Genomic DNA, 26,554 nt, shown 5'->3' on the forward strand with positions numbered 1-26,554 from the left:
GCCGTCCTCACGATAGATTCAGAATTCAACTTCTCTCGACGAGTGAGGACTTCCAGCTGTGACCCAGATTCTGATCGCGGGTGTGATCTCTCTGGCGGTGTCGATTCTGCTGACCCCGGTGTTGATCAAGGTGTTCTCCCGCCAAGGATTCGGCCAGGAGATCCGCGTCGAAGGACCACAGAGTCATCAGGCCAAGCGCGGCACCCCCTCGATGGGTGGCGTGGCGATCGTCGCCGCGCTGTGGCTGGGGTACCTGGGTGCGCACCTCGTCGGGTTTATCCAGGACGGCTCGGGACCGAGCGCGTCGGGCCTTCTCGTCCTCGGTCTGGCGACGGCCCTGGGCATCGTCGGATTCCTCGACGACTTCATCAAGATCCGCAAGCAGCGGAACCTCGGGCTGAACAAGACAGCGAAATCGGTCGGCCAGTTCCTCGCCGCGATCATCTTCGGTGTGCTGCTCCTACAGTTCCGCAACGGCGCCGAACTGACACCGGCCAGTGAGCACCTGTCGTACGTACGTGACATCAACGTCATCTCGCTCTCGGCGATCGGCTTCGTGTTCTTCTGCTGGCTTGTCGTCGCGGCGTGGTCGAACGCGGTGAACTTCACCGACGGCCTCGACGGTCTCGCGGCCGGGTCCGCGGCGATGGTGATGGGTGCGTACGTGCTGATCACCTTCTGGCAGTTCCGCCAGTCGTGTGAACTGCTCGGCGCGAACGACGACAAGGCCGGTTGCTATCAGGTCCGCGATCCGCTCGACCTCGCTGTCGTCGCCGTAGCGGCGGGCGGCGCATGCCTCGGATTTCTCTGGTGGAACGCCGCGCCCGCCAAGATCTTCATGGGCGACACCGGGTCGCTGGCTCTCGGCGGTCTCGTCGCGGGCCTGTCGATCACCACTAAGACCGAACTCCTCGCCGTCGTCCTCGGTGCGCTGTTCGTTGCCGAGATCGTGTCGGTCGTCGTCCAGATCACGTTCTTCCAGACCACCGGAAAACGAGTGTTCCGGATGGCGCCGTTCCACCACCACTTCGAGCTGGGGGGGTGGGCCGAGACCACAGTGATCATCCGATTCTGGTTGCTGACAGCGATCGCCTGTGCGCTCGGACTGACACTGTTCTATAGCGAGTACATATCGCATGGCAGCTGAGGCACTGACGGCTCCGCCCGTGCTCGATGGCGCTCGCGTCCTCGTCGCCGGGGCTCGTGCCACCGGTCTGTCCGTGTTGGATCTGCTCCTCGAGCAGGGTGCGACGGTGACGATGCTCGACACCAAGTTCCTCGACGGCGTCGTCGATCCGGACCTGCGGGCGCGCAATGTGGCCGTGCTGGGCCCGGACGCCTTCACCGGCGCCGACGGGTCGGTACGCGCGCCGTCCGACGTCGATCTGATCGTCGTCTCACCGGGATTTCGGCCCGACGACCCGCTTCTGTCCGCATCCGCTGCCGCCGGTATCCCGGTGTGGGGCGACGTCGAGCTCGCGTGGCGGGTTGACCGCTCCGGCATCTACGGCCCGCCGCGTGCCTGGCTGGTGATCACCGGCACCAACGGAAAGACCACGACGACGTCGATGGCGGAAGCGATCGGCGAGGCTGCGGACCTGTCGGTCGTGGCCTGCGGAAACATCGGATTGACGGTGGTGGACGCACTACGGGCGGATCCGCGTGTCGAAGTGCTGTGCGTGGAGATGTCATCGTTCCAGCTGCACTGGGCGCCGTCCGTCCGTCCCGCCGCGGGTGTCGTCCTGAACGTCGCGCCCGATCACCTGGACTGGCACGGCTCGTTCGAGGCGTACGCGAAAGCCAAGCAGCGGGCGCTCCTGGGCGCGGTCGCGATCGTTGGCCTCGACGACGAGGTCGCGTCCGAACTCCCGGTCGGCGACGGCGCTCGGCGCATCGGTTTCACGCTTGACGCTCCAGAGTCGGGGGAGCTCGGGGTGATCGAAGGAGCGCTCGTGGACCGAGCGTTCGCGGGCGCGCCGGTGCCGCTGATCGCGGTCGATCGCATTCGTCCGCTGGGTCCGTCTGGCCGTGCAGACGCTCTCGCCGCAGCAGCGCTCATGCGAGCCGCGGGTGTATCGGCCGACGCGGTGGAGCGCGGGCTCGCAGGCTTCTCGCCGGGTGCTCACCGAGGGAAGGTCGTCGTCACGATAGGCGGTGTCTCGTTCGTCGACGACTCCAAAGCCACCAACCCCCACGCCGCGCAGGCCGCGGTCGCCGGGTTCGACCGTGTCGTTCTGATCGCGGGCGGACTCTTGAAGGGCGCCTCAGTCGATGACTTGATCATCCGCAACGCACAGCGGTTGGCGGGAGTGGTCGCCATCGGCGCAGATCGGGAGATCATTCTGCAGGCGATTGCGCGACACGCCCCAGAAGTCCCAGCAGTCACAGTATTCACAAGGGACGATAGTTCGGTGATGACTCAGCGGACTGGTGACGACACTCCCGCCATCACGGCGGTCGGCGCTGACGGCGCCGACGCGGTGATGGCACAGGCGGTCTCGGCGGCCTGGCAGTTGGCAGAGGCAGACGCTCGCGGTGGACGCGGCGGTGTGGACGCGGTGCTCTTGGCGCCTGCGGCCGCATCACTGGACATGTTCGCGAGTTACGGGGCGCGCGGCGATTCGTTCGCCGCTGCGTCCGTGGCCCTCGCCGACGCGCGGCTCGCATGAGTGCGCGGAAGCGCGGCGCGCGACCTCGGAGCGCTAACGACGATCTCGCCGAGTTCGTCGCAATCGAGACAGACGCCGACCCCTCGGCTGATGGGGATACCGCTGACGGGGACACCTCGGACGGGGACAGCCCGGATCGAGACATCTCGGATGGGGAGAGCCAAGACGGGGACCTCGAGGACTCTTCGGTTGATGACGTGCGTCCACGCTCGGGCCGTCGGCGTCGCGACTCGTCGTCTCGCGAACAGGCGTCGCAGCCGTCGCGCAGCCTGAACTTCTCGATGTCGTCGGTCGACGTTCGAGGCATCGTGACCACCTTGCGCGAAGGGGTGAAGACACTCCTCGGTAAACCGTTGGCATCGTTCCACATGGTGCTGTCGTTGACCGTGATCCTGACCGTCCTCGGCCTCATCATGGTCCTGTCCGCATCCTCGGTGGAGGGGTACGCCAAGGACGGTTCCGCTTACGGGATGGTCACTACCCAGGCGATCTTCGCCGCCCTGGGACTCGCACTGTTCTACGGGACCTTGAAGCTCCCGATACGGTACTTCCGGCGATTCGCGACCGTCGGCATCATGATGGCGACCCTCCTGCTCGTCCTGGTTCTGGTGCCGGGCATCGGTGTCACCGTCAACGGCGCACGTCGTTGGTTCTCCATCGCAGGCCTGTCGGTGCAGCCGTCCGAACTCGTCAAGGTCGCGCTGTGTGTGTGGGGTGCCCACCTGTTGGCGTCCCGGCGCAGCGTCGGCGCGTTCGGCAAGGAACTGCTCCTGCCGCTCGTGCCGATGGGGATTCTGATCTGTGCGCTCATCATCCTCGAGCCGAACCAGTCGACGACGATGATCATCGCACTCATCGTCGGCGCGCTCCTGTGGTTCGCAGGCCTCCCCGGACGGGTGTTCGGCGGGTTCGCCATCGGATTCGCCGCGATCGCCGTCGCGCTCGCGTTGTCCTCGAGTTACCGCGCGGCTCGTGTGTTCAGCTTCATCGGTCGCACCAACGACCCGCTCGGTGACGGTTACCAGGCGACGCAGGCGCAGTACGCGTTGGCCAACGGTGGCGTGTTCGGTGTCGGCCTGGGACGCAGTACCGCGAAATGGAACTATCTTCCGAACGCGCACAACGACTTCATCTTCGCGATCATCGGCGAGGAGCTCGGTCTGATCGGAGCGTTGACAGTCGTCGCGCTGTTCGTCCTGCTCGGCTGGGTCGGAATGCGTATCGCGCGGCGCTCCATCGATCCCTTCCTGCGCCTGCTGTCGGCGACGATCACCGTACTGTTCCTCGTGCAGGCATTCATCAACATCGGCTATGTCACCGGCCTGCTGCCGGTGACAGGCATCCAGTTGCCGATCCTCTCGAACGGCGGCACATCGATGTTGACGATGTTGACGATGCTCGGACTGCTGGCGGCGGCTGCCCGCCACGAGCCCGACGCGGTCCGCGCACTGAGCGTTGCCCGGCCGAGCGGAGTCGCTCGCGTCCTGCGGCTGCCGGTCCCCGAGATGTACCGTCCGCCGCGGGCCGACCAGCTCCGCGATCGCCTTGAGCGCAAGCGCTCGACGCAGAGCGACGGGCGACGCCCCGCTCCAGCACGCGCTCGTCGAGCGAGGCCGATGTCGGCGACACCGCGACGGACGGGCGCGGTCTCGTCCGGCGAGATCCATTATCCTGGCGGGCGAGGCGGATCGGCTCGGCAGCAGCGCCGACCACAGCCACAATCGGTGCGGCGCGACCAGTCGTGGACGCCGCCGCGTCGAGAGAACAGGGGTCGTCCGCGACCCGAATGGCCAAATGAACGGGAGTACAGGCGTCGGTGAGCAAGCACAGTGAGTCCGGCGACAGGCCATTGTCCGTCGTAGTCGCGGGGGGCGGAACGGCAGGCCACATCGAGCCGGCGCTCGCCGTCGCCGACGCGGTCCGACAGCTGGACCCCACCGCGCGCATCACGGCACTGGGCACCGTTCGAGGCCTCGAGACCACGATCGTTCCCGAGCGCGGCTACGACCTACGGCTTATTCCGCCGGTGCCGTTGCCGCGTAAACCGGGCATGGAGTTGGCGAAGACTCCGTGGCGCGTCGCGAGGTCGGTCGTCGCGACGCGCAAGGTCTTCGCGGAGGTCGACGCCGACGTCATCGTGGGATTCGGCGGTTATGTCGCACTACCCGCTTACCTGGCCGCTCGCGCGGAGCTGCGGAAGACGAGTAGGCGGCCCGTTGTCATCCACGAGGCGAACGCCAGTGCGGGCATCGCCAACAAAGTCGGCGCGAAGGTGGCGTCCCGGGTACTCGCCGCGGTCGGCGACAGCGGACTACCCGATGCAGACGTTGTCGGTATCCCGGTGCGCGGCGCAATCACCAGCCTGGACCGCGCCGCAGTGCGCGCTCGTGCGCGAGCGTTCTTCGGGCTCGATCCGGAGGCGCCGACGCTGCTGGTGTTCGGCGGTTCGCAGGGGGCGCAGCGACTCAATGAGGCCGTAGCTCCGGCCGCGACCGCGCTCGGCGCGGCCGGCATCGGTGTATTGCACGCGTACGGTCCGAAGAACTCGATCAGCCCCGTCTCACCTGCGGGCGCACCGCCCTACGTCGGAGTCAGCTATCTCAACCGGATGGATCTGGCCTACGCGGCGGCCGATCTCGTGATGTGCCGATCCGGAGCGATGACGGTCGCCGAGATCTCGGCGACCGGACTGCCTGCCGTCTACGTGCCGCTGCCGCACGGCAACGGAGAGCAACGACTCAACGCGATGCCCGTCGAGCAGGCCGGCGGCTGCGTGATCGTCGACGACGAGGTCGTCACCGCCGAATGGGCGGGACGCGAGGTTCCGGCACTGATCGCCGACACCGACCGCCTGGCAGCGATGGGAACGGCAGCAGCAGGTGTGGGGCACCGCGACGCGGCCATCGCCGTCGCGAGCGCAGCACTGGAACTGGCACGAGAGAGAAGAAGCCGATGACTGCGCCCGCAACACCGCAGCAGTTACCCGCGAAGCTCGCCCGCGTGCACATGGTCGGCATCGGCGGAGCTGGTATGTCCGGCCTCGCACGGATCCTGCTCGCTCGAGGCGGGCAGGTGTCGGGCTCCGACGCCAAGGATTCGCGCGGTATTTTGGCGCTGCGGACCAGGGGCGCAGTCGTCCAGGTCGGCCACGACCCGGCCGCCCTTGATCTGTTCGACGGCGGCCCGACTGTCGTCGTCACGACCCACGCAGCGATTCCGAAAGACAACCCTGAGCTCGTGGCCGCCCGCGCCCGCGGCATCGAGATCCTCTACCGGCCGCAAGTCCTCGCGCTCCTGATGGCCGATTACCGGACGTTGCTGGTGTCCGGGACGCACGGTAAGACGTCGACGACCTCGATGTCTGTCGTCGCGCTTCAGCACTGCGGCATCGATCCTTCGTTCGCGGTGGGCGGCGAACTCAACGAATCGGGGACCAACGCCCACCACGGCAGCGGAGACGTGTTCGTCGCCGAGGCCGACGAGAGCGACGGCTCGCTCCTGCAGTACACCGCCGACGTCGTCGTCGTCACCAACATCGAAGTGGACCACCTCGACTTCTTCGGCACCGAGGCCGCCTACGTCGACGTCTTCGACCGGTTCGCCGCGCAGATCCGCCCCGGCGGCTCCCTCGTCCTGTGTCTGGACGATCCAGGATCGGCGGCCCTCGGCGGACGGTGTACCGCGTCGCTGACCGAGCGCGGAGTCGCGGTGCTCGGGTACGGCGCAGGCGATCACGCTGATCTGGCCCCCGATGTGCCGCTTGTCGCCGAACTGCTTGAAGTGACGCCGCGTGGAGCAGGCAGCACGTCGGCCATACGGTTGCACGAACCCGTCACCGACGGCGATGTCGAGCGCTCGCTCGAAGTGACGCTCCCGGGCAGGCACATGGCACTTAACGCGCTGGGAGCGCTCGTGGCATGTGTGCGCACCGGAGTCGACGCAGACGCTGTCGCAGACGGCATAGAGGGCTTCGGCGGAGTTCATCGACGATTCGAGCTGCGGGGCCGCGAGCGGGAGGTGGACGTCTACGACGACTACGCGCACCACCCGACCGAGGTCCGGGCTATGCTGCAGGCTGCGCGCGACGTGGTGCGCCACGGGTCCGGCCGGGTCATCGCGGTGTTCCAGCCTCACCTCTACTCGCGGACCGCCGAGTTCGCAGCCGAGTTCGCTGCAGCTCTCAGTCTGGCCGACGAGGTGATCGTCGCCGACGTGTACGGCGCGCGTGAGGCTCCGCAGGCGGGTGTCAGCGGACGCCTCATCGCCGATCAGGTGACGGCTCCCGCCGAGTTCGTGCCTCACATGTCGGAGATCGCCGGAGCCGTTGCCGCACGCGCTCGCCGAGGCGATCTCGTCCTGACGATCGGCGCGGGTGACATCACGATGCAGGCTGCGTCGATTCTGTCGGCGCTGGCTGCGAGCGAGTGAGCCGCGGCCGCGGGCGCGGTGAGGGCGGTCGACGTCCCAGCCGCGTGACGGTGATCGTCACGGCGCTTCTGGCCGTGGTGCTCGTCGGGGCCGCAGTGGCGATCGCGTACTACACGCCGCTCATGTCGGTACGCAACGTTGAGGTCGCAGGCGCCAATGCCGTCGACGAGAACGAGGTCCGGCGCGTAGCGCAGGCGCCGACCGGTACACCGTTGCTCCAGGTGGACACCGTCGCCGTCGCAGACCGCGTGGCGGTGCTTCCGGCGATCGAGGAGGTCACCGTCGAGCGGAGCTACCCGTCGACCCTGACCATCGACGTGACCGAGCGAGTCCCGGTTGTCACGCTGGAGCAGGACGGAAAGATCGGCGTCATGGACCGACTGGGCATGATCTACCAGCGATTCCCCGACCGGAAGTCGCTGCCCGCCGCGTTCGCCGGGCTCCCGACACTGGTCACAGACCATCCCGGCCCGAAGGATCCGACCACCACCGCGGTGCTGAAGACGGCGCAGGAGCTGCCGTCCTGGTTGAGGGGTCGCACGGTCTCGGTCGAAGCGTCCTCGCCCGCCGACATCACGCTGGTCCTCAAGAGCAGTCGCCGCGCGGTGTGGGGAGATTCGTCTCGGAACGAGGAGAAGGCCGAATCGCTCCGGCAGATCCTCAAACTCAAAGGTGATGAGGTCAACGTGTCGAGTCCGGACTTCCCGGCGATCAAGTGACCAGCCGGTCGGCGGCCAGTGCTGCCGATACCGGATTCGTGGCGAAGAATTCACCGACTAATCGCGACACGCCCGCGCGCCTTGCCGGGCGCGGCACCGCGTAGTCAATACCGTTAGGCACATCGCAAGTACTTGACATAACTATAACCCTATGGTTCAGCTTTAGGGTTTGAGCTCGAAGTAGGAAGGCATCATGACGCCACCCCACAATTACCTGGCCGTCATCAAGGTCGTCGGCATCGGCGGCGGCGGTGTCAACGCCGTCAACCGGATGATCGAGCAGGGACTCAAGGGTGTTGAGTTCATCGCGATCAACACCGACGCCCAGGCGCTGCTCATCTCCGACGCCGATGTGAAACTCGACATCGGCCGCGACTCGACACGCGGACTCGGTGCGGGTGCCAACCCCGACGTGGGTCGCGTCGCCGCCGAGGACGCCCGCGATGAGATCGAAGAACTCCTCAAGGGCGCTGACATGGTCTTCGTGACGGCGGGCGAAGGCGGCGGCACGGGCACCGGTGGCGCCCCCGTCGTCGCGTCGATCGCGCGCAAGCTCGGTGCGTTGACCGTCGGCGTCGTCACCCGCCCGTTCTCGTTCGAGGGCAAGCGTCGCGGCAACCAGGCCGATGAGGGCATCACTGCCCTCCGCGAGTCCTGCGACACGCTGATCGTCATCCCGAACGATCGGCTCCTGCAACTCGGCGACTCGCAGCTGTCCCTGATGGACGCGTTCCGCAGCGCCGACGAGGTGCTCCTCAACGGTGTCCAGGGCATCACCGACCTGATCACGACCCCCGGTCTCATCAACGTCGACTTCGCCGACGTCAAGGGCGTCATGAGTGATGCGGGCAGTGCGCTCATGGGCATCGGCGCTTCGCGCGGCGAAGGGCGTGCCAGTAAGGCTGCTCAGGCTGCGATCAACTCGCCGCTGCTCGAGGCCTCCATGGAGGGTGCACGGGGTGTCCTGATCTCCATCGCCGGCGGCAGCGACCTCGGTCTGTTCGAGATCAACGATGCCGCATCGCAGGTGCAGGAGGCAGCCCACGAGGACGCCAACATCATCTTCGGCACCGTGATCGACGACAACCTCGGCGACGAGGTGCGCGTGACTGTGATCGCCGCAGGTTTCGACGGTGGATCGCCGCGCAAGCGCTCCGACGCACCGCCGGCTTCCGCGTCGTCACACGGTTCGGGTTCGGTGGCGAACGCCAGTGCGGGCGAGGTGTCGACGTCGGCGCCCAAGGAGGACCCGCTGTTCGGCGGTGACCGGGAGAAGTCCGGAAACCCGTTCGGCGAGCAGGCTCCGCGTCGCAACTCGCTCCGGTTCGACGACGACGACGTCGACGTGCCCGACTTCATGAAGTAGAAGGAACGATTAACGCATGACCTTCAAGGTCCGCCGTGCCGTGACCACGAGGGCCGGTGGCGTCTCGCAGGCGCCGTACGACTCGTTTAACCTCGGCGACCACGTCGGCGACGATCCGACCGCTGTCGCGGACAACCGTGCCCGTCTGGCGCGCAATCTCGGGGTGGGGCCCGATCGCGTCGTCTGGATGGAGCAGGTCCATTCGCGGACGGTCACTGTCGTCGATGGTCCCGTCGACGAACCCGTCCCGGTGACCGACGCACTCGTCACCACGCATACCGGCCTCGTCTTGGCGGTGCTGACCGCGGACTGTGTGCCGGTGCTGCTCAGTGACGACGAAGCGGGCGTGATCGCCGCCGTTCACGCCGGCCGCGTCGGCGCACGCATCGGAATCGTTCCTGAGGCCCTCCGCACGATGGTCGAGCTCGGGGCGAGACTCGAGCGTGTCGGAGCGTTCCTCGGGCCCGCCGCAAGCGGAGACCAGTACGAGGTGCCGCCCGAGATGCAGGCCGACGTCGAGAAGCACCTGCCCGGAAGCGCGACCCGCACCAAGAAGGGCACCACCGGCCTGGACCTTCGCGCGGGGATCCGGCGGCAACTCGTCGAAGCGGGGGTCGCAGCCGTCGCTGCCGATCCACGATGCACGATCGAAGACACTCGACTGTTCAGCCATCGCCGCGGCGCGCCCACGGGTCGACTCGCATCGGTGATCTGGATGGATGCGAATGAGTGACGAGCGTCGCGACGAACTCGCGGCGTCGTTGGCGGCTGCTAAGGCGCGGGTCGCAGCAGCCGAGCGTGCGGCAGGCCGCGCAGAAGGCGACGTCACCCTGCTCGTGGTGACGAAGTTCTTCCCGGCGAGTGACGTCGACCATCTTCTTGATCTCGGCGTCCGCGAATTCGGCGAGTCTCGCGAACCCGAGGCGGGTCGCAAGATGGCGCAGGTCCGCGGGGGCCGACCCGATATCGCGTTCGACGTCGACATGATCGGGCGGCTGCAGCGAAAGAAGGCGCGGTCGATCAGCCGCTGGGCCAGACGTGTGCACTCGGTCGACTCCCTCGACCTCGTGGACGCACTCGGTGGGGCGGCGAACCGCAGTCTCGACGATGGCGAGCGTACGGAAGCGCTCGGCATCCTGCTGCAGATCAGCCTGGACGGCGATCCGGAGCGTGGGGGACTCCTCGAGGCAGATCTCGGCTGGGTCGCTGAGCGAGTCGCCGCCCATTCCGGGGTCTTGCGGTTGGACGGACTCATGGTGATCGCCCCTCTCGAGGCCGATCCGGATGAGGCGATGGCGCAGGCCGCAGCCGTGCGCGAGCGGTTCGTCGCCGATTATCCGGACGCACGGGAACTGTCGGCAGGCATGTCCGGCGACCTGGAACAGGCGATCGCACATGGATCGACATGTGTGCGTGTCGGAACCGCAATCCTGGGCGCCAGGCCGATACTCTCCCCTTAGTCACATTGGTCACAGCAGAATCATCTGGATCAATAGACACCGACTTTCACTACCACCCCGCGCATCTGTAGAAAGGCTTCCGATGACGACGATGCAGAAGTTCAAGGCATATTTCGGCATGGTGCCTCCGAGCGAATACGACGACGACTACTTCGACGAGCCTGTCGACGGGCCGGCCCTGAGTGCGCGTGAGCGTACGTACATGGAGAAGTACCGGTCGAACGCGATGCGCGAGGAGCCGTTCTACGAGGACGGTTACCGCGATGAACCCATGCGTGGTGAGCCCATGCGCGGCGAACCGGTGCGTGGCGAACTCCGTGAGCCGGAGTACCGCGGCGAATACCGCGAGGTCGGCTACGCGGGTATCGAGTTCGAGGCGCCCGTTCGCGAGGAGCGTTACGAGGTTGCGCGCGGTTTCGCGCCGCGTGCGAGCCGCCCGTACGGCGCGTCGCGCCACATGGCCGATGCGCCTGCGTCGCGCCGGCTCTCTGACGAGGTTCCCGCCCGGTCGCGGTTGGAGCCGCTCGACCGTTCCAACCTGAGCGTGCGCGGTGCCAACGCCATCGCACCCGAGCCCCGTATGGAGGTCGATCCGATGGGAGACGTGGCAGGCAAGATCAGCACGCTTCGCCCGGCCGACTACTCCGAGGCCCGCACGATCGGCGAGCGGTACCGTGACGGAAATCCGGTCATCATGGACCTGGTGGACATGAGCAACGACGACGCCAAGCGTCTCGTCGACTTCGCCGCGGGCCTGGCCTTCGCGGCCCGAGGTTCGTTGGAGAAGGTCGCCACCAAAGTGTTCCTGCTCTCACCCGCAGGCATCGACGTGACGCCTGAACAGCGTCGTCGGATCGCCGAGACGGGATTTTCCAACCAGGTCTGAGATTCGCAGTCGGTAGTGACGCACGCCGCGTCGACGCGCCCATGGGCGGGTCGACGCGGCGTTGTCGTAGGTAATCAGGCACCCTTGAGGAGTGACGTCCTTCTTGTGGATCCTCTACTTCGTCCTGTTCCTTTACACGCTGCTGCTACTTGCGCGGCTCGTGCTCGAGACGGTGCAGTCGTTCGCCCGACGTTGGCGGCCGAAGGGTGCGTCGGTGGTGGTCGTCGAGATCGTCTTCACCTCGACGGATCCGCCGGTCAAGTTCTTGCGCCGCGTGGTGCCGCCGTTGAATCTCGGGGCCGTTCGACTCGACCTCTCGCTGCTGATTGTGCTGATCGTCGTGTCGATAGGAATGCAGATCACACAGCACTTCGCGGTCGCGTCGGGCGTGTAGCCATCGGCTCCCGCGGGGTTCGGGGCTCACGGGGGAGTGAGTGTCGTCACCGCAGATCACAGCGGGGCTCTCGAGCAAATTTGATAGCTCGTAACATCACCTGGTGACGATTTGATCGAGTTTCGATTGCGAACTGGTAGAGCCTTATGGCGACACTTGGTCCTGATGTGACGAGATGACACGCTAGTGACGTAGTGGTACTGGTATTAATGGAATTGCGATGAAAACCGTCGCATAGACGTGTTCGCCCGGGCGGACGATCTCGTATCCACCCGGATGCGAGCGAGAGGTAAGAGGGGACTCGGCAAATGCGGCTGACACCGGCTGATGTGCACAACGTGGCGTTCAGTAAACCGCCGATCGGTAAGCGGGGCTACAACGAGGACGAGGTCGACCAGTTTCTCGACTTCGCCGAGGCGGAGCTCGCGCGCCTGATCGACGAGAACAACGATCTCAAGCAGCGCGTCGGCGAGCTGGAGACCGAACTCTCCGAAGCCCGCTCCGCCGGGCCCGCTCAGACGCAGGGCTTCGCCGGACCGGCTCCCGCCCCTGAGCCGACTCCGGCACCGGTCGCGGCGGCTGCGAACCAGAACCAGAACCAGGCCTCGGCTCCCGCTACCGACGACGAGGCGAGCAGCCGCGCTGCCCGCATCCTCGCCCTCGCGCAGGACACTGCCGACCGTGTCACCGGCTCGGCGCGCAGTGAGGCTGACGGCCTCGTCTCCGATGCTCGCCAGCGCAGCGAGGCCATGGTCTCCGACGCGCAGGGCAACGCCGACGCAACGCTCGCCGATGCGCGCCAGCGCAGCGAGGCTCTCCTGGCAGATGCGCAGACCCGCGCCGAGACCCAGGTTCGCCAGGCGCAGGAGCGTGCTGACTTCCTGCAGCGCGACGCGGAACAGAAGCACACCGAGATCATGACGACCATCAACCAGCAGCGTGGCGTGCTGGAAGGTCGTATCGAGCAGTTGAAGACCTTCGAGCGCGAATACCGCACTCGACTGAAGACCTACCTCGAATCGCAGTTGGAAGAACTGCAGCAGCGCGGAAGCGCAGCACCTGCGGAGTCCGGCCAGGGGCAGGGCTTCGACGGTGGCTACCCGCAGAGCTGACGTGATCCGCGCTACTGAACAGACCGAACCGATGAGGTGCCTCTCATGCTGACCGCTGCAGTGGGCTTGACCCTCATCGGTTTCGTCTTGCTCGTCATCGCCCTGATGAACGCGAACTTCGCGCTCGCCGTCGCATGCATCGCGGTGTGCGTGGTGGGGTTGCTCGTGCTGCTGTACGACACGATCCGGGCCAACCGTCGTGGTCGAGCAGGCGTCCAGGACGAGCCTTTGTTCACCATTCGGGGCCGCGAGTCCGCGTCCCGGGCCGAGCCGTTGATCGACGAGGACGCCGCGCAGGCGGACGATCAGGCGAGGACCGATGATCCGGGAACGGGCGGCTTCGGCGCGTCGAGTGTTCCGACGTCAGGCTTTCCCGCCGGGAACGTTCGCACCGCAACCGGCAGCGTCGATGATTCGCAGCAGGAACACGCACAGGCAGTGGTCGCGCCGTCCGACAACACGTGGGAGCCGGCCGCCGGGGGCGGCCTCGGTTCGGTCGTGTCGCCGGACGCGCACGGTAACGCCGTCGGCGATCAGCGGACCTCAGGACCGTTCACCGGCCAGAACCCGACCGGCCAGACGCCGCCTCAGACAGGTTCCGTCGGTGCCGGAGAGACCGGCGACGCCAACGACTACATCCGTTCAGTGACAGGTTCGTTCCCCGCGCAGACCGGGCAGCAGCCGACCGTCGCGCCCGCGTCGTACGCGCCGGGTGCGCCCGCACCGGAGACAGGCACGGGGGAGTTCGGTGGATCGAGCGCGCAGCCGCCGGCACCGACTCCGACCCCGGCCGGTTCGCCGACCGACACCGGTTCGTTCGGAGCGGTCGACAGTTCGAGTGATCCCGAGTCGGCCGGGTACGTCGGTCGTCGGCGCCGCATCGAACAGTCGGAGAACGTAGTCGTCAACACCTCGGATCCGACCTTGCCGGCCATGCAGTTCGTCTACCGCGACTCCGATGACGAGGCAGCGGGCGAGTCGGACTCGGGTGCGCAGTCGCCCAGCGAGACCGACGACAGGTGAGTGGTGCAGAGCGGGTAAGCTCTGCACCATCAAGCGACGATCCGGCCATCACCGGGGAGCTTCCGGAAGAACGGGCACGCGACGTGCCTCAGTAGAACCGGACGGGTAGGCCCGTCACAGCCTGTCGATGAGAGGCTGCATCACGCACCCGGTGTGTGATGCAGCAAGCGGGGTGGTACCGCGCAGCCGTCGGGCCAGCGTCCCCGTGCCGATACACGCTGAGCGATCAGCTGGCACGAGGAGGACGCATGAGCGACCAGATTCCCGATACTCCGCAGCAGACACCGGTGTACCCGATCGTCGACCTGACCGGTGGCGCCGGGCGCGGCGCTCCCTCGTTCCCGGACCTCGAACGCAGGGTCCTCGACTACTGGGCTGCGGACGACACGTTCAAGGCGTCGATCGCCAACCGTGCCGGCGCACCGGAGTTCGTGTTCTACGACGGTCCGCCGTTCGCCAACGGGCTACCGCACTACGGTCACCTCCTGACCGGCTACGTCAAAGACGTCGTCCCGCGCTATCAGACGATGCGTGGCAAGAAGGTCGATCGCCGGTTCGGTTGGGACACACACGGTCTTCCCGCTGAGCTCGAAGCCGAGCGTCAATTGGGGATCACCGACAAGTCGGAGATCGAGACGATGGGCGTCGAGAAGTTCAACGACTTCTGTCGAGACTCGGTGCTGCGGTACACCGGTGAGTGGCGTGAGTACGTCACCCGCCAGGCTCGGTGGGTCGACTTCGACAACGACTACAAGACTCTCGACCTGGACTTCATGGAGTCGGTGATGTGGGCCTTCAGGCGGCTCCACGACAAAGGTCTGGTCTACCAGGGCTACCGCGTGCTTCCGTACTCCTGGTACGAGCAGACACCGTTGAGCAACCAGGAAGCCAAGCTCGACGACGCCTACCGGATGCGGCAGGACCCGGCCGTCACGGTCGCCATGCCGTTGACCGTGTCCGCGGACTCGCCGCTCGCAGCGCTCGACGGTGTCAACGCGCTGATCTGGACGACCACTCCGTGGACGCTCCCGTCCAACCTGGCGATCGCCGTCCACCCCGACGTCGAGTACTCGCATGTGAAGGCCGCAGACGGGACGCAGTACCTTCTGGCGTCCGCATTGGTCGGTGCGCATGCGAAGGAGATCGTCGATCCGGAGACTGTCGCGACCTACCAGGGACGCGAACTCGCGGACCTCGCCTACACCCCGCCGTTCGACTTCTTCGCCGGGCACCCCAACTCGCACCGTGTCCTCCTGGCCGACTACGTCACCATCGACAGCGGCACCGGCGTCGTCCACCTGGCTCCGGCCTTCGGTGAAGAGGACATGGACGTGGCCACGGCCAACGGCATCGACGTGGTCCAGCCACTCGATCCGGGCGGCCGATTCACATCGCTGGTCCCGCCGTACGAGGGCGTCATGGTCTTCGACGCGAACCCGGTGATCATCAAAGACCTCAAGCAGACCGGCCGTATTGTGCGGCACGAGACCATCGAGCACTCCTACCCGCATTCGTGGCGGTCCGGTAAGCCGCTCATCTACATGGCGGTGCCGTCGTGGTTCGTCGCCGTCCAGCCGATCAAACAGCGGATGCTGGAGTTGAACCAGGAGATCACGTGGTCGCCCTCGCACATCCGCGACGGCCAGTTCGGCAAGTGGCTCGAGGGCGCTAAGGACTGGAACATCAGCCGTAACCGCTTTTGGGGTGCGCCGATCCCGGTGTGGATGTCCGACGACGCCGATTACCCGCGTATCGACGTGTACGGCAGTCTCGACCAACTCGAAGCCGACTTCGGGGTGCGCCCGGACAATCTGCACCGGCCGTACATCGACGAGCTGACGCGTCCGAACCCGGATGATCCGACCGGCCGCTCGACGATGCGGCGTGTGCCCGAGGTGCTCGACTGCTGGTTCGAATCGGGGTCCATGCCGTATGCGCAGGTGCATTACCCATTCGAGAACACCGAGTGGTTCGACGGCGACGAGTCGGGTGCGGTGCTGCCGCACAACCCGGGCGACTTCATCGTGGAGTACAACGGCCAGACGCGCGGCTGGTTCTACAACCTGCATGTGCTGGCGACCGCGCTGTTCGACCGTCCCGCGTTCAAGACGGTGGCTGCGCACGGCATCGTCCTGGGCGACGACGGTGCGAAGATGAGCAAGTCCAAGCGCAATTACCCGGACGTCAACGAGGTGTTCGACCGGGACGGCTCGGATGCGATGCGCTGGTTCCTGATGGCGTCGCCGATCCTGCGCGGCGGGAACCTGGTCGTCACCGAGCGCGGCATCCGCGAAGGTGTCCGCCAGGCGCTGCTGCCGATGTGGAACGCATACAGCTTCCTACAATTGTATGCGGACGGTCGGGCGACGTGGCGTACCGATTCGCAGAACGTGCTCGACCGGTACATCTTGGCGAAGCTCGCGTCGACCCGTGACGAGATGACGGCGTCACTCGACGTCTACGACATCGCAGGCGCGTGCGAGAGCTTCCGTGCGTTCTGTGAGTCGCTGACCAATTGGTATGTGCGTCGTTCGCGTGCGCGTTTCTGGGCGGGGCAGGACACGGATCCGGATGCGTTCGACACCCTGTACACGGTGCTCGAGGTCGCAGGAAGGTTGGCGTCACCGCTGCTGCCGTTGGCCACGGAGGCGATGTGGCGCGGCCTGACGGGGGAGCGGTCGGTGCATCTGGCCGACTGGCCGGCCAAGGACGAGCTTCCCAGCGATCTGGACCTCGTTGCGGCGATGGACGAGATCCAGTCGGTGTGCTCGGTGGCGTCCAGCGTTCGTAAGGCGAACAAGCTGCGGGTGCGTCTGCCGCTGCCGGGGTTGACGGTGGCGTCACCGACAGCCGAGGCGATGGCGCCGTACTCGGATCTCATCGCCGAGGAGATGAACGTGAAGACCGTCGACTTGTCGACGGACGTCGACGCCTTCGGCCGAGTCGAGGTCGCGGTGAACGCACGCGCTGCGGGCCCGCGGATCGGCAAGGATGTTCAGCGAGCCATCAAGGCCGTGAAGTCGGGTGACTGGGAGTTCTCGACGAGTGCTGAGACCGGCGAGCAGGTGGTCATCGCCGACGGCATCGAACTGCGCGGTGAGGAGTTCACGCGGAAGCTGGTTGCGGCGTCGCCCGATTCGACGGCCGAGATGCCGAGCGGTCGCGGCCTCGTCGTGCTCGACACCCAGGTGACTCCCGAGCTCGAAGCCGAGGGCTGGGCCAAGGACCGGGTCCGCGAGCTTCAGGATGCGCGCCGAAACCTGGGGTTCGAGGTCTCCGACCGCATCTCGGTGCGCCTCGTGGTGCCGGCGGAGTCGGTCGAGACCGCGCAGACCCACGCCGACCTGATCGCGGGAGAGGTCCTCGCGACCACGTTCGACGTCGTCACCGGCGACGCGGCCGCCATCGAGCTGGGCGACGGTGTCTCTGCGGACGTGACCAAGGTCTGAGCCTTCTCGACGGCTCGGTTGCAACGTCTCCTGCCCGGCTCACGCACCACTTTTGGGGTGTAGAGCCGGGTCAGGCGGCGTCGAGGATCGTGGTGAGCAGAGCCTCGACCGCCGAGCCGGCGCCCCGAGACGGGCCGTGCGGGAGGAACTCGGGTTCCTGCCCGACGTGGTGAATCGGGTTGACCTGCCACTTGCGGGTGGAGCCGTACGGGCGCCAGGCGACGCGACCGGCGTCGGGCCCGTCGGCGAGGATCGCGGTCGTCCACTTACCCGCCCCTGAGCCTTCGGACCGATTGTGCTTGCCGCACGCTCCACCGAGGTTGTCGATGTCCGTGAGTCCGCCGTTCTCCCAGCGGACGACGTGGTGTGCCTCGGTACGGGAGAACGGTACGTCGCACTCCGGGCCCGAGCAGCCGCGGTCGCGGGCGAACATCGCCAGACGCTGCGCCTTGCCGGCGAACCGCTTGCCGCGTCCGAGGTAAAGGACTTCGGCGGTGTGGGCCTTGAAGACGGCCAGATGTGGTGTCGCGCGGGCGGCGACCTCCACGAGATCTCTCACGGGAAGACGCGCGCCGGTCGCGGTTAGCGCGACACCGGCCTCAGCAGCCAACTCCTGGTCGGTGACGGTCACGACCAACTCGGCCGGAATCCGGTCCGGACGACCGAGCGCACTGTGCCCCAGGACGAAGTCGGCCATCGCCGCGAGCGCATCGTGATTGCGTTGCGCGGCGGTTCGCGTGTCCCGCTCGCGCGCCGCCGTCAGCACGTCCACGTCGAGGTCGGCGCGGTCGGCCGCACCGTGCGGCGACTCCGGGTCTTCGGGGTTGTTCATCCCGGGCGCTGCCCACGCGGTCAGGATCACGTCGAGCTTCGCCCGCAGCGACGGGGTCAGCGAGCCCCGCACCTTGGACATGAGCCGCGCATCCTGCGGGGCGAGGGTGAAACCGCGCGTGCGCTTGCGATCAGCGTCGTCCGTCAGCTCGCCGTCGGGGTCGAGGTGACCGAGGATTCGCGCGCCGACTTTCTTGAGGCCCTCCGGGGACAGCGTCCGTGCCGCGTCTACGAGGTGCTGCTCGGCGACGGTAACGGTCCTCGCGTCGACTGCTGCGGGAATCTTGTCCATCACCTCGGCGATGTCACGGACGTGGGCGCGATTGATCGCGCCATCGCGCAGTGCCTGCGCAGTGGCTGGATTGCGGGCCGGGAGTCGACCGCCGCCGATGGCGAGGAACTCACCGGTCGCGAACATGAGCTTCATGCGTGAGCTCGCCTCCGGGACGCCCAAGCGGAGCCCGGTGGCCATGTACTTCTGCACGGTCTGGAAGCCCGCCCCGTGGAATGCGAACTGGTCGCTAAGTTCGATCATGAGATCGGTCGTCGCGGCTTCGACGCGGGCTCGCATCTGCTCGTTCATCTCGGCGGCGGAGAGGATCTCGTCGCTCGACATCGAGGCGAACGACACTTCGGTGAGCTTGGCTGAGGCCTCGTTCATCAGCTCGATCAGCGCGGCGGGCGAGTCCGGGAGAGTGGGACCCTCGTACGTCGATCCACTCATCGGAATCACCTCCTCTGTGCTGGTCAGAGCTTATTTATTTGGCTTCTGAACAGACACTAGCAAGCTGGTACGACAATTCTGGATCGGTGGAGTTGCTGTGCGAGCGTGGATGTTCTGAGGTCGGACGGGCGGCGTCAGTATCTGATTCGCGACCACGTCGAGGACCTACCGGCCGGTGTGTCGGTACCCGACGAGATCGGACTGTTGTTCCCGGCGTCGGAACTCGAGATCTGGGGTCGGACTGCCGACAACCTGGCGCATGGTCGGTGTGTTATCTGCACCACAAGGAAGAGATCGTGCTGAGTGACGTTCGTGTGGACGGGCAGTGGGCCGGCTACGTCTATGTGAGCGAGCCACAGGTCGGCACACTGATGGCGGGCCCGGTAGTGAAGCGGCCAGACAGTGGTCCGCTCTGACGCATCAGACCACGGCGGGCACTGCCGACCACGTCGGGTACTTCGGCGACAGATCTGCGCCACTCGACGTGCCGCGCAGCCGTCGGCCCACCCACGGGCCGAGGAACTCTCGTGTCCATCGGAGGTTCTCGGCGGCACCGGAAGGAATCGAGTCGGGGACGGGCAGAGGCTGCAGATCGTGTGCGACGCCGAGCGCATCGAGAACTGCGATCGCCATGCGCTGGTGTCCCTGCGCCGACATGTGCAACCGGTCGTCGGCCCAAAGCCGGAAATCGTCGTAGTCACGGATACGCCAGTAGTCAACGAGCACCAGGCCGTGACGGTCGGCTATCTGGCGGACGATCTCGGCCATGATCGCGAACCGGCCGCGCAGCGGGCGGAAGAACTTCGACGCGCCGGGATCGTGGGGAGTGAAGATGACGACCGTCGCATCGGTGGCGACGAGTCTGCCGACCGCCTCGTCGTAGGCCGCGCCGAGCGCATCGAGATCCACGCCGGGGCGCAACATGTCGTTGCCGCCCGCATGGATCGAGATCAGGTCCGGGTTCAAGGCGACGGCGGGGTCGATCTGCTCGTCGACGATCGGCATCAGTTTGCGGCCACGGATCGCGAGATTCGCGTACCGCGTGGCCGGATCGGCGGCGGTGAGGGCGGCTGCGACGCGGTCGGCCCAGCCGCGGACACCGTTGGGGAGCGTCGGGTCGGGATCGCCGACCCCTTCTGTGAACGAGTCGCCGAGGGCGACGTATCGAGTGAAACTCACCCGCACGAGATTACTGACCGGAAGACGGACACTCGCTCACTGGGCGTACGGCCGACGATAGAATGCCACTATGACCTCCGACGACCTCGATCGCCTGCAACGGTGGGAAGACGCGGGTGCAGTGTGGGAGGTGGCTGCCCTGCGACCGCAGTCGGCGATCATCTCGCTCCTACGCTGCGACGCCGGCGAAGAGGTCGATCGATTCGTCACGGACGACCCGCGAGTGCTGGCGATGTGCCGTGAGCGGTGGTGACGGACTCCGGCACTGAGCGCAGCCCACGGTGGGTGTTCCACATCGACATGGACGCCTTCTTCGCATCGGTGGAGCAACTCACCCGCCCAACTCTCGCTGGGCGCCCGGTCCTCGTCGGCGGCGTGGGCGGCCGGGGCGTCGTCGCCGGTGCGAGCTACGAGGCCCGGGTCTACGGGGCTCGGTCGGCGATGCCGATGCATGAGGCACGCCGACTGATCGGGCCGACGGCCGTGGTCGTTCCGCCTCGTGGGTCGGTCTATCGCGTGGTGAGCGGCCGAGTGTTCGAGATCGTACGGCGATTCGCACCCGTCATCGAGACCTTGTCGTTAGACGAGGCATTCGGCGAACCGCCCGAACTCGCCGGGGCGACGGTCGAAGACGCGGCTCGAGTCGCGACAGCGATGCGATCGGCGATCCGGGACGAGACGGGGCTCGCCGCATCCGTAGGGCTCGGCTCGGGGAAGCAGATCGCGAAGATCGCGTCCGGAATGGCGAAGCCGGACGGATACCGAGCCATCGCACCGAGCACGGAACTGGGTTTCCTGCACGGTCTTCCGGTTCGCAAGCTGTGGGGCGTCGGCCCCGTCTCGGGCGACCGGCTCGGGCGTCTTGGCGTGGAGACCATCGGCGACTTCGCCGCGTTGTCCCAGACTGAAGTTGCCTCGGTGCTCGGAGCCACGGTCGGTCCGGCACTCCACAAACTGGCACAGGGGATCGACAAGCGTCCGGTCGCCGAACGCGCGGACGCCAAACAGATCAGTGCCGAGAGCACGTTCGCCACGGACATCATCGATCTCGCGGGCATGCGGGCCGCCGTCTCGTCGGCAGCGTCGCATGCGCACCGCAGACTGCTCGACGACGGTCGCGGCGCGCGGACGATCGTCGTCAAGCACCGTCTCAGTGACATGTCGATCCTGACCCGATCGTCGACACTCCCGAGCGCGACAACCGATCTCAGGGCGCTTACTGCGGCCGCCTACCGGGTGATGCTCGACCCTCTCGACATCGGACCGGTCCGTCTCGTCGGCGTCGGCTACTCCGGACTCGACGACGTGCGACAGGACTCGTTGTTCCCCGAACTCGACGCGGTTCCCGGTCACGATTCAGCCGGATCCGTCCCGGATCCCGACGACCCCGCTGGCGACGCAGCCGCCGTCGCGACGCCGGAGAGCGTGCAGATCCCGCGCGGCCCCGGGACTCCCGACGATTTCCCCACTGGCACCGATGTGACACACCCAGAGCACGGGCATGGCTGGGTTCAGGGCGGCGGACACGGTTTCGTCACGGTCCGTTTCGAGACTCGATCGACCGGACGCGGACGGACGCGGAACTTCCGCCTGCCCGAACCGCTTCTGGAGCGTGCGGACCCGCTCGGCAGCCTCGACTGGGATCTGCCCGACGAGGACTGACGTCGACCGCGGGTCAGCCGGCGGGTGAGGACGCCGCGAAGAACGCGGTGATCGCGTCCGTCTCGGCTCCGGTCGACAGGAGCGCGATGAGGGCCATCCGCGCCTGTGGCGCTCGCAGCCACGGTGAGAAGACGGCCCCCGCGCGGAGCAGGTCGACGCCGCCACCGCCTCCGCCGTAGGTCGGCTCCACGGAGCCGTACGGCACGCGGGTCGAGACGACCACCGGGACACCGCGTTGCACCGCGAGGTTCACCTGCGCCGTGATGTCGGGATGTGTGTTGCCGGAGCCGGTGGCGGACAAGACGATTCCGGACGCCCGCTGTTCGACTGCCGACGCGATGGTTCCGGGTGAGACACCGGGGTAGAGCGCGAGGAGATCCACCCGTGCCGGCCGTGTGGGCAGCGCCGCGGCAACCAGCGGACGCGGCAGATCGGGGTGGACCGTGTCGAATGCGCCGAGTTCGGTCGTCGACATCTTGAACACGCCGCGAGCGGTGAGAACCGATCCGCCGAGCGCGACGAGCACACCGCGGTCACGGGAGGACGGATCGGCGGCGAGCGCGACAGCCGCCGCGATATTCGCGGGTCCGTCGGCGTCCGGATGGTCGGCGGGACGTTGAGCGCCGGTGAACACCACCGGACGTGGATCCGCAGCGAAGAGGTCGGCGAGGAATGCGGTCTCCTCCAACGTGTCCGTGCCGTGGGTGACCACCACCCCGACGACTGCTGGATCGGACAGCTCTTCGGCGATCGCGCGTACGACGTCGAACTGCTGGCGCACGGTCATCGACGACGAGTCGACCGTCATCAACTCGCGGGGGCGGACGACGACGTCGTCTGCGGTGTCCGGCAGCAGGTCCTGCGCGGACAGAACGGGCACCGCTCCGTCGTCTGTGGTGCGCGAGGCGGCGGTGCCGCCGGTGGTGATCATCACAACCTGCCGTGGGCTCATGGCCCGATTCTCGCACTTGTTGAGCCCCTAGGGGCGCTGCTCACCGGCGACGCGCGGGACTGGTGCGGCAGGCGGTACGAGATGTGCCGGATGCGCCGCCGCGTTCCCTTTTGGCATAGTGGGGTTGGCTCGGGGGCCAGACCAGGACCCGCGTAGAACCAGACGTGAGGATTTTATCCGTGAAGATTCGTAATTTCGTGACCGGTGCCGTGGTGGCCGCCGCCGTCGCCGCAACCGCCGCGTGCGGTTCGGATGACAGCGGCTCGGACCTGCCTCCGGTTCCTACCGCAGAGGCATCGAGCAGCGCGGCCGCAGGCGGCACGTCGTCGTCAAGCGATCCGATGACCGATTCGAGCAGCGTGCCGAACGTCAAGGAGCTCAACGGGCTGCTCGAGAAGGCGCTCGACCCGAAGGTCAAGCCCGCCGAGAAGACGGACCTCGTCGAAGGATCCGAAGTCGATCCCAAGCTCTTCGACCAGTTGGTCAAGGCGGCCAAGGACAACCCGGACGTCACCTACAAGATCAAGCCGCCGGTGACCAAGAACGGCCCGAACAAGGCGAAGGTCAAGGTCGAGGTCAAGCTTCCCGACAACCCGGCGCAGAAGATCGACGCCGCGATCGTGTTCGACCAGGGCCGCTGGAAGCTGTCCAAGTCGACGGTCTGCCCGCTGCTGTCGGCCAACGACGTCAAGACGCCGCTCTGCGCTGACGACTCGTCTTCTTCGACAGCGAAGTCGTCGAAGAAGAAGTCGAGCTGACCTACCCGACACTCGGCGACGAGTCCCGCACCGCACGGTGCGGGACTCGTCCCGTTCTGGGGGGCTCTTCCGGTCCCTGGTGCTCTCCCGGCTACGGAGTCTCGCGGCGCCCCCTCAGGACGCTCCATCAGGGGAAGCCCACGTGACGGTGTACTCGTTCTGCTGAAGCAGCGGCGGGCCGTTCTCGTCCCCGGCGAGTTCGCGCCCGCCCTTGGTGGTGATTGAGCCGGCAACCGGCAGCACACGGGTGAGGTCGACAGTGAGGTCGCCGCTCCCCGCCATCGAGTACCGGTTGATCGTCAACGTCTGCGCAGAGCCCGGAATCCGGAAGATCGAGTCGACGGGGACGTCTTCGACGGCGACAGCCAGTTCGACGGTGTTCCCGGTGTGCCCGGTCAGCGTGACGGTCGTGGTCCGTCTGATGGTGGCGGCCGACGATATGGTGCGCACCGACTGCCAGCGGGCGCCGACACCCACCGGTTCGGTCGGGAGTGGAACCGATTGGTCGAGCGCGCCGGAGAACGACTGCTCGAGCGCGCTGCGCGCAGGCGATCCCGACTCCTCCTTAGGAAACAGCCGGAGCGACCGCACCTGCAACCCGTCGGCGACGCTCACCCCGCCGTCCGACCCGGCGATCGCGTCGAGCTCAGGTGTGAGCTCAGCGTCCTTCGTCGTCGGCGTCCCGACGGTGAACTCGAGGTCGGACGGGTCATCGCACACCACGCGTGCGGTGATCGGGGTGCTCAACTGCTGCTGAGTGCGCTGCACCGACTGGTTTCCATTTTCGCCCGGCGTGATGGATGCTTCGACGGAGTCCGTCGTCAATGTCACCTTCTGCGGACTCGTCGTGTCCGGTCGGGGCTCCAGGAGCGCGCGGTCGGCGGTTCCGGGGTCGAGGACCTCGACATCGGCCGGAGCCACCGCGATCGGGCGTACGTCCTCGCGGTCGGCGCTCGACGACGCAGCGCACGGCCCGGAGTCGGTGGAGTCGGTGTCGTCGGCGGAGCAACCGCTCAGCGCGAGGATCGCCCCCGTCGGCAGCACCGTAAGAGCGGCGATCACCCGACGCCCGATTCTGCGATCATGGGGCGAGCACGGATGCGGGTTCGCGGCGGACGCGATCGGCGGAACACTCACATGTCCGAGAGTAATGACCGCGCGTAGAGCACTCAGGCCAGGGGAGCGTCGGTGTGACCCACGACGATCGTGGACAATCGAGGAATGAGTGAAACCGAGCCCGGGCGCGATGGCGCCCGGACCCCCGGGCGAAGCACCTCCCGGACCGTCGTACTGCTCGCCCTCGTGGCCGTGGTCGCCTACTTTCTGGACCTGATCACCAAGACGCTTGCCGTGGCCCTACTCGATCCGTGGAATCCGACCCACGTGATCGGCGACATAGTGACCTTCAAGCTGATTCGCAACAGCGGAGCCGCGTTCTCGATGGCCACCGGTTACACGTGGGTGCTGACGTTCATCGCGCTCGCCGTCGTGATCGGGATCATGCGATACAGCGGCCGACTGGTGTCGACCGGGTGGGTGATCGGCCTCGGACTGGTCCTGGGCGGTGCGATCGGCAACCTGACGGACCGGATCTTCCGCGCGCCGGGACCTTTGCGCGGGCACGTCGTCGACTTCATCCAGGTGGGTGACTGGTGGCCGACGTTCAACGTCGCCGACTCGGCCGTCGTGTGCGGCGCGGTGCTGCTGGTGGTGCTCACTCTGCTCGGCTACGACTACGACGGTTCCCGATCGGGGTGGGCGGCACGCAAGAGCCGTGCCGCGGCCGTGGACGGGCACGAGGGCGACGATGCGTGACTCACGAGCGATGCCGGTTCCCGACGGCTTGCACGAGATGCGCGTCGACGCCGGGGTTGCACGACTCCTCGGCCTGTCCCGAACCGTCGCGGCGGGTCTCGCGGACGCGGGCGACATCACCGTCGACGGTGTCGCTGTCGACAAGGCGCACCGGCTCGTCGCGGGTGCCTGGCTCGATGTGACCCTGCCGGAGCCCGAACGCCCGCTGACCGTCGAGCCGACCCCCGTCGCCGATCTCGACGTCATTTACCACGACTCCGACATCGTCGTGGTGAACAAGCCGCCGGGGGTCGCGGCGCATCCGTCGCAGGGCTGGACCGGTCCGACGGTCATCGGAGCGCTCGCCGCTGCGGGTTTCCGGATCTCGACGTCCGGTGCCCAGGAACGGCAGGGAATCGTCCACCGCCTCGACGTCGGCACGTCCGGCGTGATGGTCGTCGCCGCTTCCGAGAACGCGTACACACTCCTCAAGCGGGCGTTCAAGTATCGGACCGTCGAGAAGGTGTATCACGCCGTGGTGCAGGGGCGCCTGGATCCGCCGGTCGGGACCATTGAGGCGCCGATCGGCCGCCACCCCGGATCGGACTGGCGATTCGCGGTGACCGCGAACGGCAAGCCGTCGACGACGCACTACGAGACGCTTGAGATGTTCGCGGCGGCTTCGCTGTTGGACGTGCACCTGGAGACCGGGCGGACGCATCAGATCCGTGTGCACTTCTCGGCGCTGCACCATCCGTGCGCAGGCGATCCGACGTACGGTGCCGACCCGACTCTCGCGAGCCGACTCGGCCTCGACCGACAGTGGCTGCACGCACGTTCCCTCGCATTCGCGCACCCGGCCGACGGTCGGCGCGTCCAGTTCACCACCGACTATCCGGCCGACCTGCAGCACGGGCTAGACGTACTGCGGGACGTCTAGCGCACCGCCGGTCGCCACACGCGTCACAACCCACGACGGTCGGGGCGTGCCGGGCCGAGACTGTCGTAGCGGGCGCATACAGTGGAGCCGTTCCATCGAAATGCAATGCGGGGAGTCGCCAGAGTGTCCGGGTCGTTCGTTCATCTGCACAATCACACTGAGTTCTCGATGCTCGACGGTGCGGCGAAGATGTCGCCGTTGTTCGCCG

At 66.9% G+C, this 26,554-nt stretch carries 23 protein-coding genes; 19 read left to right on the plus strand and 4 right to left on the minus strand.

The genetic code is table 11. From position 1 onward, the window contains the following. Nucleotides 1-58 precede the first annotated feature (58 nt). The 14 genes from mraY to ileS all read left to right on the plus strand — a co-directional run bounded on the left by mraY (nucleotide 59) and on the right by ileS (nucleotide 17,506). A complete protein-coding gene (gene mraY / locus ACTIMF_RS02865; protein WP_442348759.1) occupies nucleotides 59-1,147 on the plus strand; it encodes a phospho-N-acetylmuramoyl-pentapeptide-transferase in 1,089 nt (362 codons plus the stop codon). Beyond that, nucleotides 1,137-2,669, plus strand: a complete 1,533-nt coding sequence (gene murD, locus ACTIMF_RS02870; RefSeq protein WP_442348760.1) for a UDP-N-acetylmuramoyl-L-alanine--D-glutamate ligase — start codon at nucleotides 1,137-1,139, stop codon at nucleotides 2,667-2,669. Before mraY ends, murD begins: the two co-directional genes overlap by 11 nt. Further along, the gene (gene ftsW, locus ACTIMF_RS02875) at nucleotides 2,666-4,489 is read left to right on the plus strand and encodes a putative lipid II flippase FtsW (protein WP_442348761.1); all 1,824 of its coding nucleotides are present in this window, start codon (nucleotides 2,666-2,668) and stop codon (nucleotides 4,487-4,489) included. Before murD ends, ftsW begins: the two co-directional genes overlap by 4 nt. After that, entirely contained in the window at nucleotides 4,486-5,625 is a 1,140-nt protein-coding gene (gene murG / locus ACTIMF_RS02880; RefSeq protein ID WP_442348762.1) for an undecaprenyldiphospho-muramoylpentapeptide beta-N-acetylglucosaminyltransferase, read from the plus strand. Before ftsW ends, murG begins: the two co-directional genes overlap by 4 nt. Beyond that, nucleotides 5,622-7,097: a UDP-N-acetylmuramate--L-alanine ligase gene (gene murC / locus ACTIMF_RS02885; protein WP_442348763.1), complete on the plus strand. Its 1,476-nt coding sequence runs from the start codon at nucleotides 5,622-5,624 to the stop codon at nucleotides 7,095-7,097. Before murG ends, murC begins: the two co-directional genes overlap by 4 nt. 44 nt (nucleotides 7,098-7,141) lie before the next feature. Next, on the plus strand, nucleotides 7,142-7,816 hold the full coding sequence (locus ACTIMF_RS02890) for a cell division protein FtsQ/DivIB (protein WP_442348764.1): 675 nt from the start codon (nucleotides 7,142-7,144) through the stop codon (nucleotides 7,814-7,816). A gap of 193 nt (nucleotides 7,817-8,009) precedes the next feature. Then, nucleotides 8,010-9,182, plus strand: coding sequence for a cell division protein FtsZ (ftsZ, locus tag ACTIMF_RS02895; protein WP_442348765.1), 1,173 nt, complete (start codon nucleotides 8,010-8,012; stop codon nucleotides 9,180-9,182). Between the two features lie 16 nt (nucleotides 9,183-9,198). Next, on the plus strand, nucleotides 9,199-9,915 hold the full coding sequence (gene pgeF / locus ACTIMF_RS02900) for a peptidoglycan editing factor PgeF (RefSeq protein ID WP_442348766.1): 717 nt from the start codon (nucleotides 9,199-9,201) through the stop codon (nucleotides 9,913-9,915). Further along, nucleotides 9,908-10,642, plus strand: coding sequence for a YggS family pyridoxal phosphate-dependent enzyme (locus ACTIMF_RS02905; RefSeq protein ID WP_442348767.1), 735 nt, complete (start codon nucleotides 9,908-9,910; stop codon nucleotides 10,640-10,642). Before pgeF ends, ACTIMF_RS02905 begins: the two co-directional genes overlap by 8 nt. 82 nt (nucleotides 10,643-10,724) lie before the next feature. Then, nucleotides 10,725-11,528 (plus strand): cell division protein SepF, encoded by an 804-nt coding sequence (locus ACTIMF_RS02910; protein WP_442348768.1) that lies wholly within the window; start codon nucleotides 10,725-10,727, stop codon nucleotides 11,526-11,528. Between the two features lie 91 nt (nucleotides 11,529-11,619). Further along, complete coding sequence (locus tag ACTIMF_RS02915) at nucleotides 11,620-11,922, plus strand: YggT family protein (RefSeq protein ID WP_442348769.1); 303 nt, start codon at nucleotides 11,620-11,622, stop codon at nucleotides 11,920-11,922. Between the two features lie 308 nt (nucleotides 11,923-12,230). Continuing rightward, nucleotides 12,231-13,034 carry a DivIVA-like cell division protein Wag31 gene (gene wag31, locus ACTIMF_RS02920; RefSeq protein WP_442348770.1) on the plus strand — a complete coding sequence of 268 codons (804 nt, stop codon included), beginning with the start codon at nucleotides 12,231-12,233 and terminating at the stop codon, nucleotides 13,032-13,034. A 45-nt stretch (nucleotides 13,035-13,079) separates the two neighbouring features. Then, the gene (locus tag ACTIMF_RS02925; protein ID WP_442348771.1) at nucleotides 13,080-14,057 is read left to right on the plus strand and encodes a hypothetical protein; all 978 of its coding nucleotides are present in this window, start codon (nucleotides 13,080-13,082) and stop codon (nucleotides 14,055-14,057) included. Nucleotides 14,058-14,305: 248 nt separating this feature from the next. Further along, nucleotides 14,306-17,506, plus strand: a complete 3,201-nt coding sequence (gene ileS, locus ACTIMF_RS02930) for an isoleucine--tRNA ligase (RefSeq protein ID WP_442348772.1) — start codon at nucleotides 14,306-14,308, stop codon at nucleotides 17,504-17,506. A 70-nt stretch (nucleotides 17,507-17,576) separates the two neighbouring features. Here ileS and ACTIMF_RS02935 read toward each other — a convergent pair whose 3' ends face one another. After that, complete coding sequence (locus tag ACTIMF_RS02935) at nucleotides 17,577-19,061, minus strand: DUF222 domain-containing protein (RefSeq protein WP_442348773.1); 1,485 nt, start codon at nucleotides 19,059-19,061, stop codon at nucleotides 17,577-17,579. Between the two features lie 420 nt (nucleotides 19,062-19,481). Next, nucleotides 19,482-20,240, minus strand: a complete 759-nt coding sequence (locus ACTIMF_RS02940) for an SGNH/GDSL hydrolase family protein (protein ID WP_442348774.1) — start codon at nucleotides 20,238-20,240, stop codon at nucleotides 19,482-19,484. A gap of 70 nt (nucleotides 20,241-20,310) precedes the next feature. Between ACTIMF_RS02940 and ACTIMF_RS02945 the strand changes: the two genes are divergently transcribed. Together ACTIMF_RS02945 and ACTIMF_RS02950 are read left to right on the plus strand one after the other, a co-directional pair. After that, a complete protein-coding gene (locus ACTIMF_RS02945; RefSeq protein WP_442348775.1) occupies nucleotides 20,311-20,493 on the plus strand; it encodes a hypothetical protein in 183 nt (60 codons plus the stop codon). A gap of 47 nt (nucleotides 20,494-20,540) precedes the next feature. Then, the gene (locus tag ACTIMF_RS02950) at nucleotides 20,541-21,902 is read left to right on the plus strand and encodes a DNA polymerase IV (protein WP_442348788.1); all 1,362 of its coding nucleotides are present in this window, start codon (nucleotides 20,541-20,543) and stop codon (nucleotides 21,900-21,902) included. Between the two features lie 13 nt (nucleotides 21,903-21,915). Here ACTIMF_RS02950 and ACTIMF_RS02955 read toward each other — a convergent pair whose 3' ends face one another. After that, a complete protein-coding gene (locus ACTIMF_RS02955) occupies nucleotides 21,916-22,854 on the minus strand; it encodes an asparaginase (protein WP_442348776.1) in 939 nt (312 codons plus the stop codon). A gap of 179 nt (nucleotides 22,855-23,033) precedes the next feature. Between ACTIMF_RS02955 and ACTIMF_RS02960 the strand changes: the two genes are divergently transcribed. After that, the gene (locus tag ACTIMF_RS02960) at nucleotides 23,034-23,612 is read left to right on the plus strand and encodes a hypothetical protein (RefSeq protein WP_442348777.1); all 579 of its coding nucleotides are present in this window, start codon (nucleotides 23,034-23,036) and stop codon (nucleotides 23,610-23,612) included. A 114-nt stretch (nucleotides 23,613-23,726) separates the two neighbouring features. Here ACTIMF_RS02960 and ACTIMF_RS02965 read toward each other — a convergent pair whose 3' ends face one another. Beyond that, complete coding sequence (locus tag ACTIMF_RS02965; protein WP_442348778.1) at nucleotides 23,727-24,749, minus strand: hypothetical protein; 1,023 nt, start codon at nucleotides 24,747-24,749, stop codon at nucleotides 23,727-23,729. Between the two features lie 84 nt (nucleotides 24,750-24,833). Here ACTIMF_RS02965 and lspA point away from each other — a divergent pair, with 84 nt between their 5' ends. Both lspA and ACTIMF_RS02975 read left to right on the plus strand, forming a co-directional pair. Beyond that, nucleotides 24,834-25,427: a signal peptidase II gene (lspA, locus tag ACTIMF_RS02970; protein ID WP_442348779.1), complete on the plus strand. Its 594-nt coding sequence runs from the start codon at nucleotides 24,834-24,836 to the stop codon at nucleotides 25,425-25,427. Beyond that, entirely contained in the window at nucleotides 25,420-26,346 is a 927-nt protein-coding gene (locus ACTIMF_RS02975) for an RluA family pseudouridine synthase (protein ID WP_442348780.1), read from the plus strand. Before lspA ends, ACTIMF_RS02975 begins: the two co-directional genes overlap by 8 nt. Nucleotides 26,347-26,554: the final 208 nt, after the last annotated feature.

It is taken from the genome of Gordonia sp. (in: high G+C Gram-positive bacteria), from assembly GCF_052106715.1.
In the GTDB taxonomy this organism is placed as follows: Bacteria; Actinomycetota; Actinomycetes; order Mycobacteriales; family Mycobacteriaceae; genus Gordonia.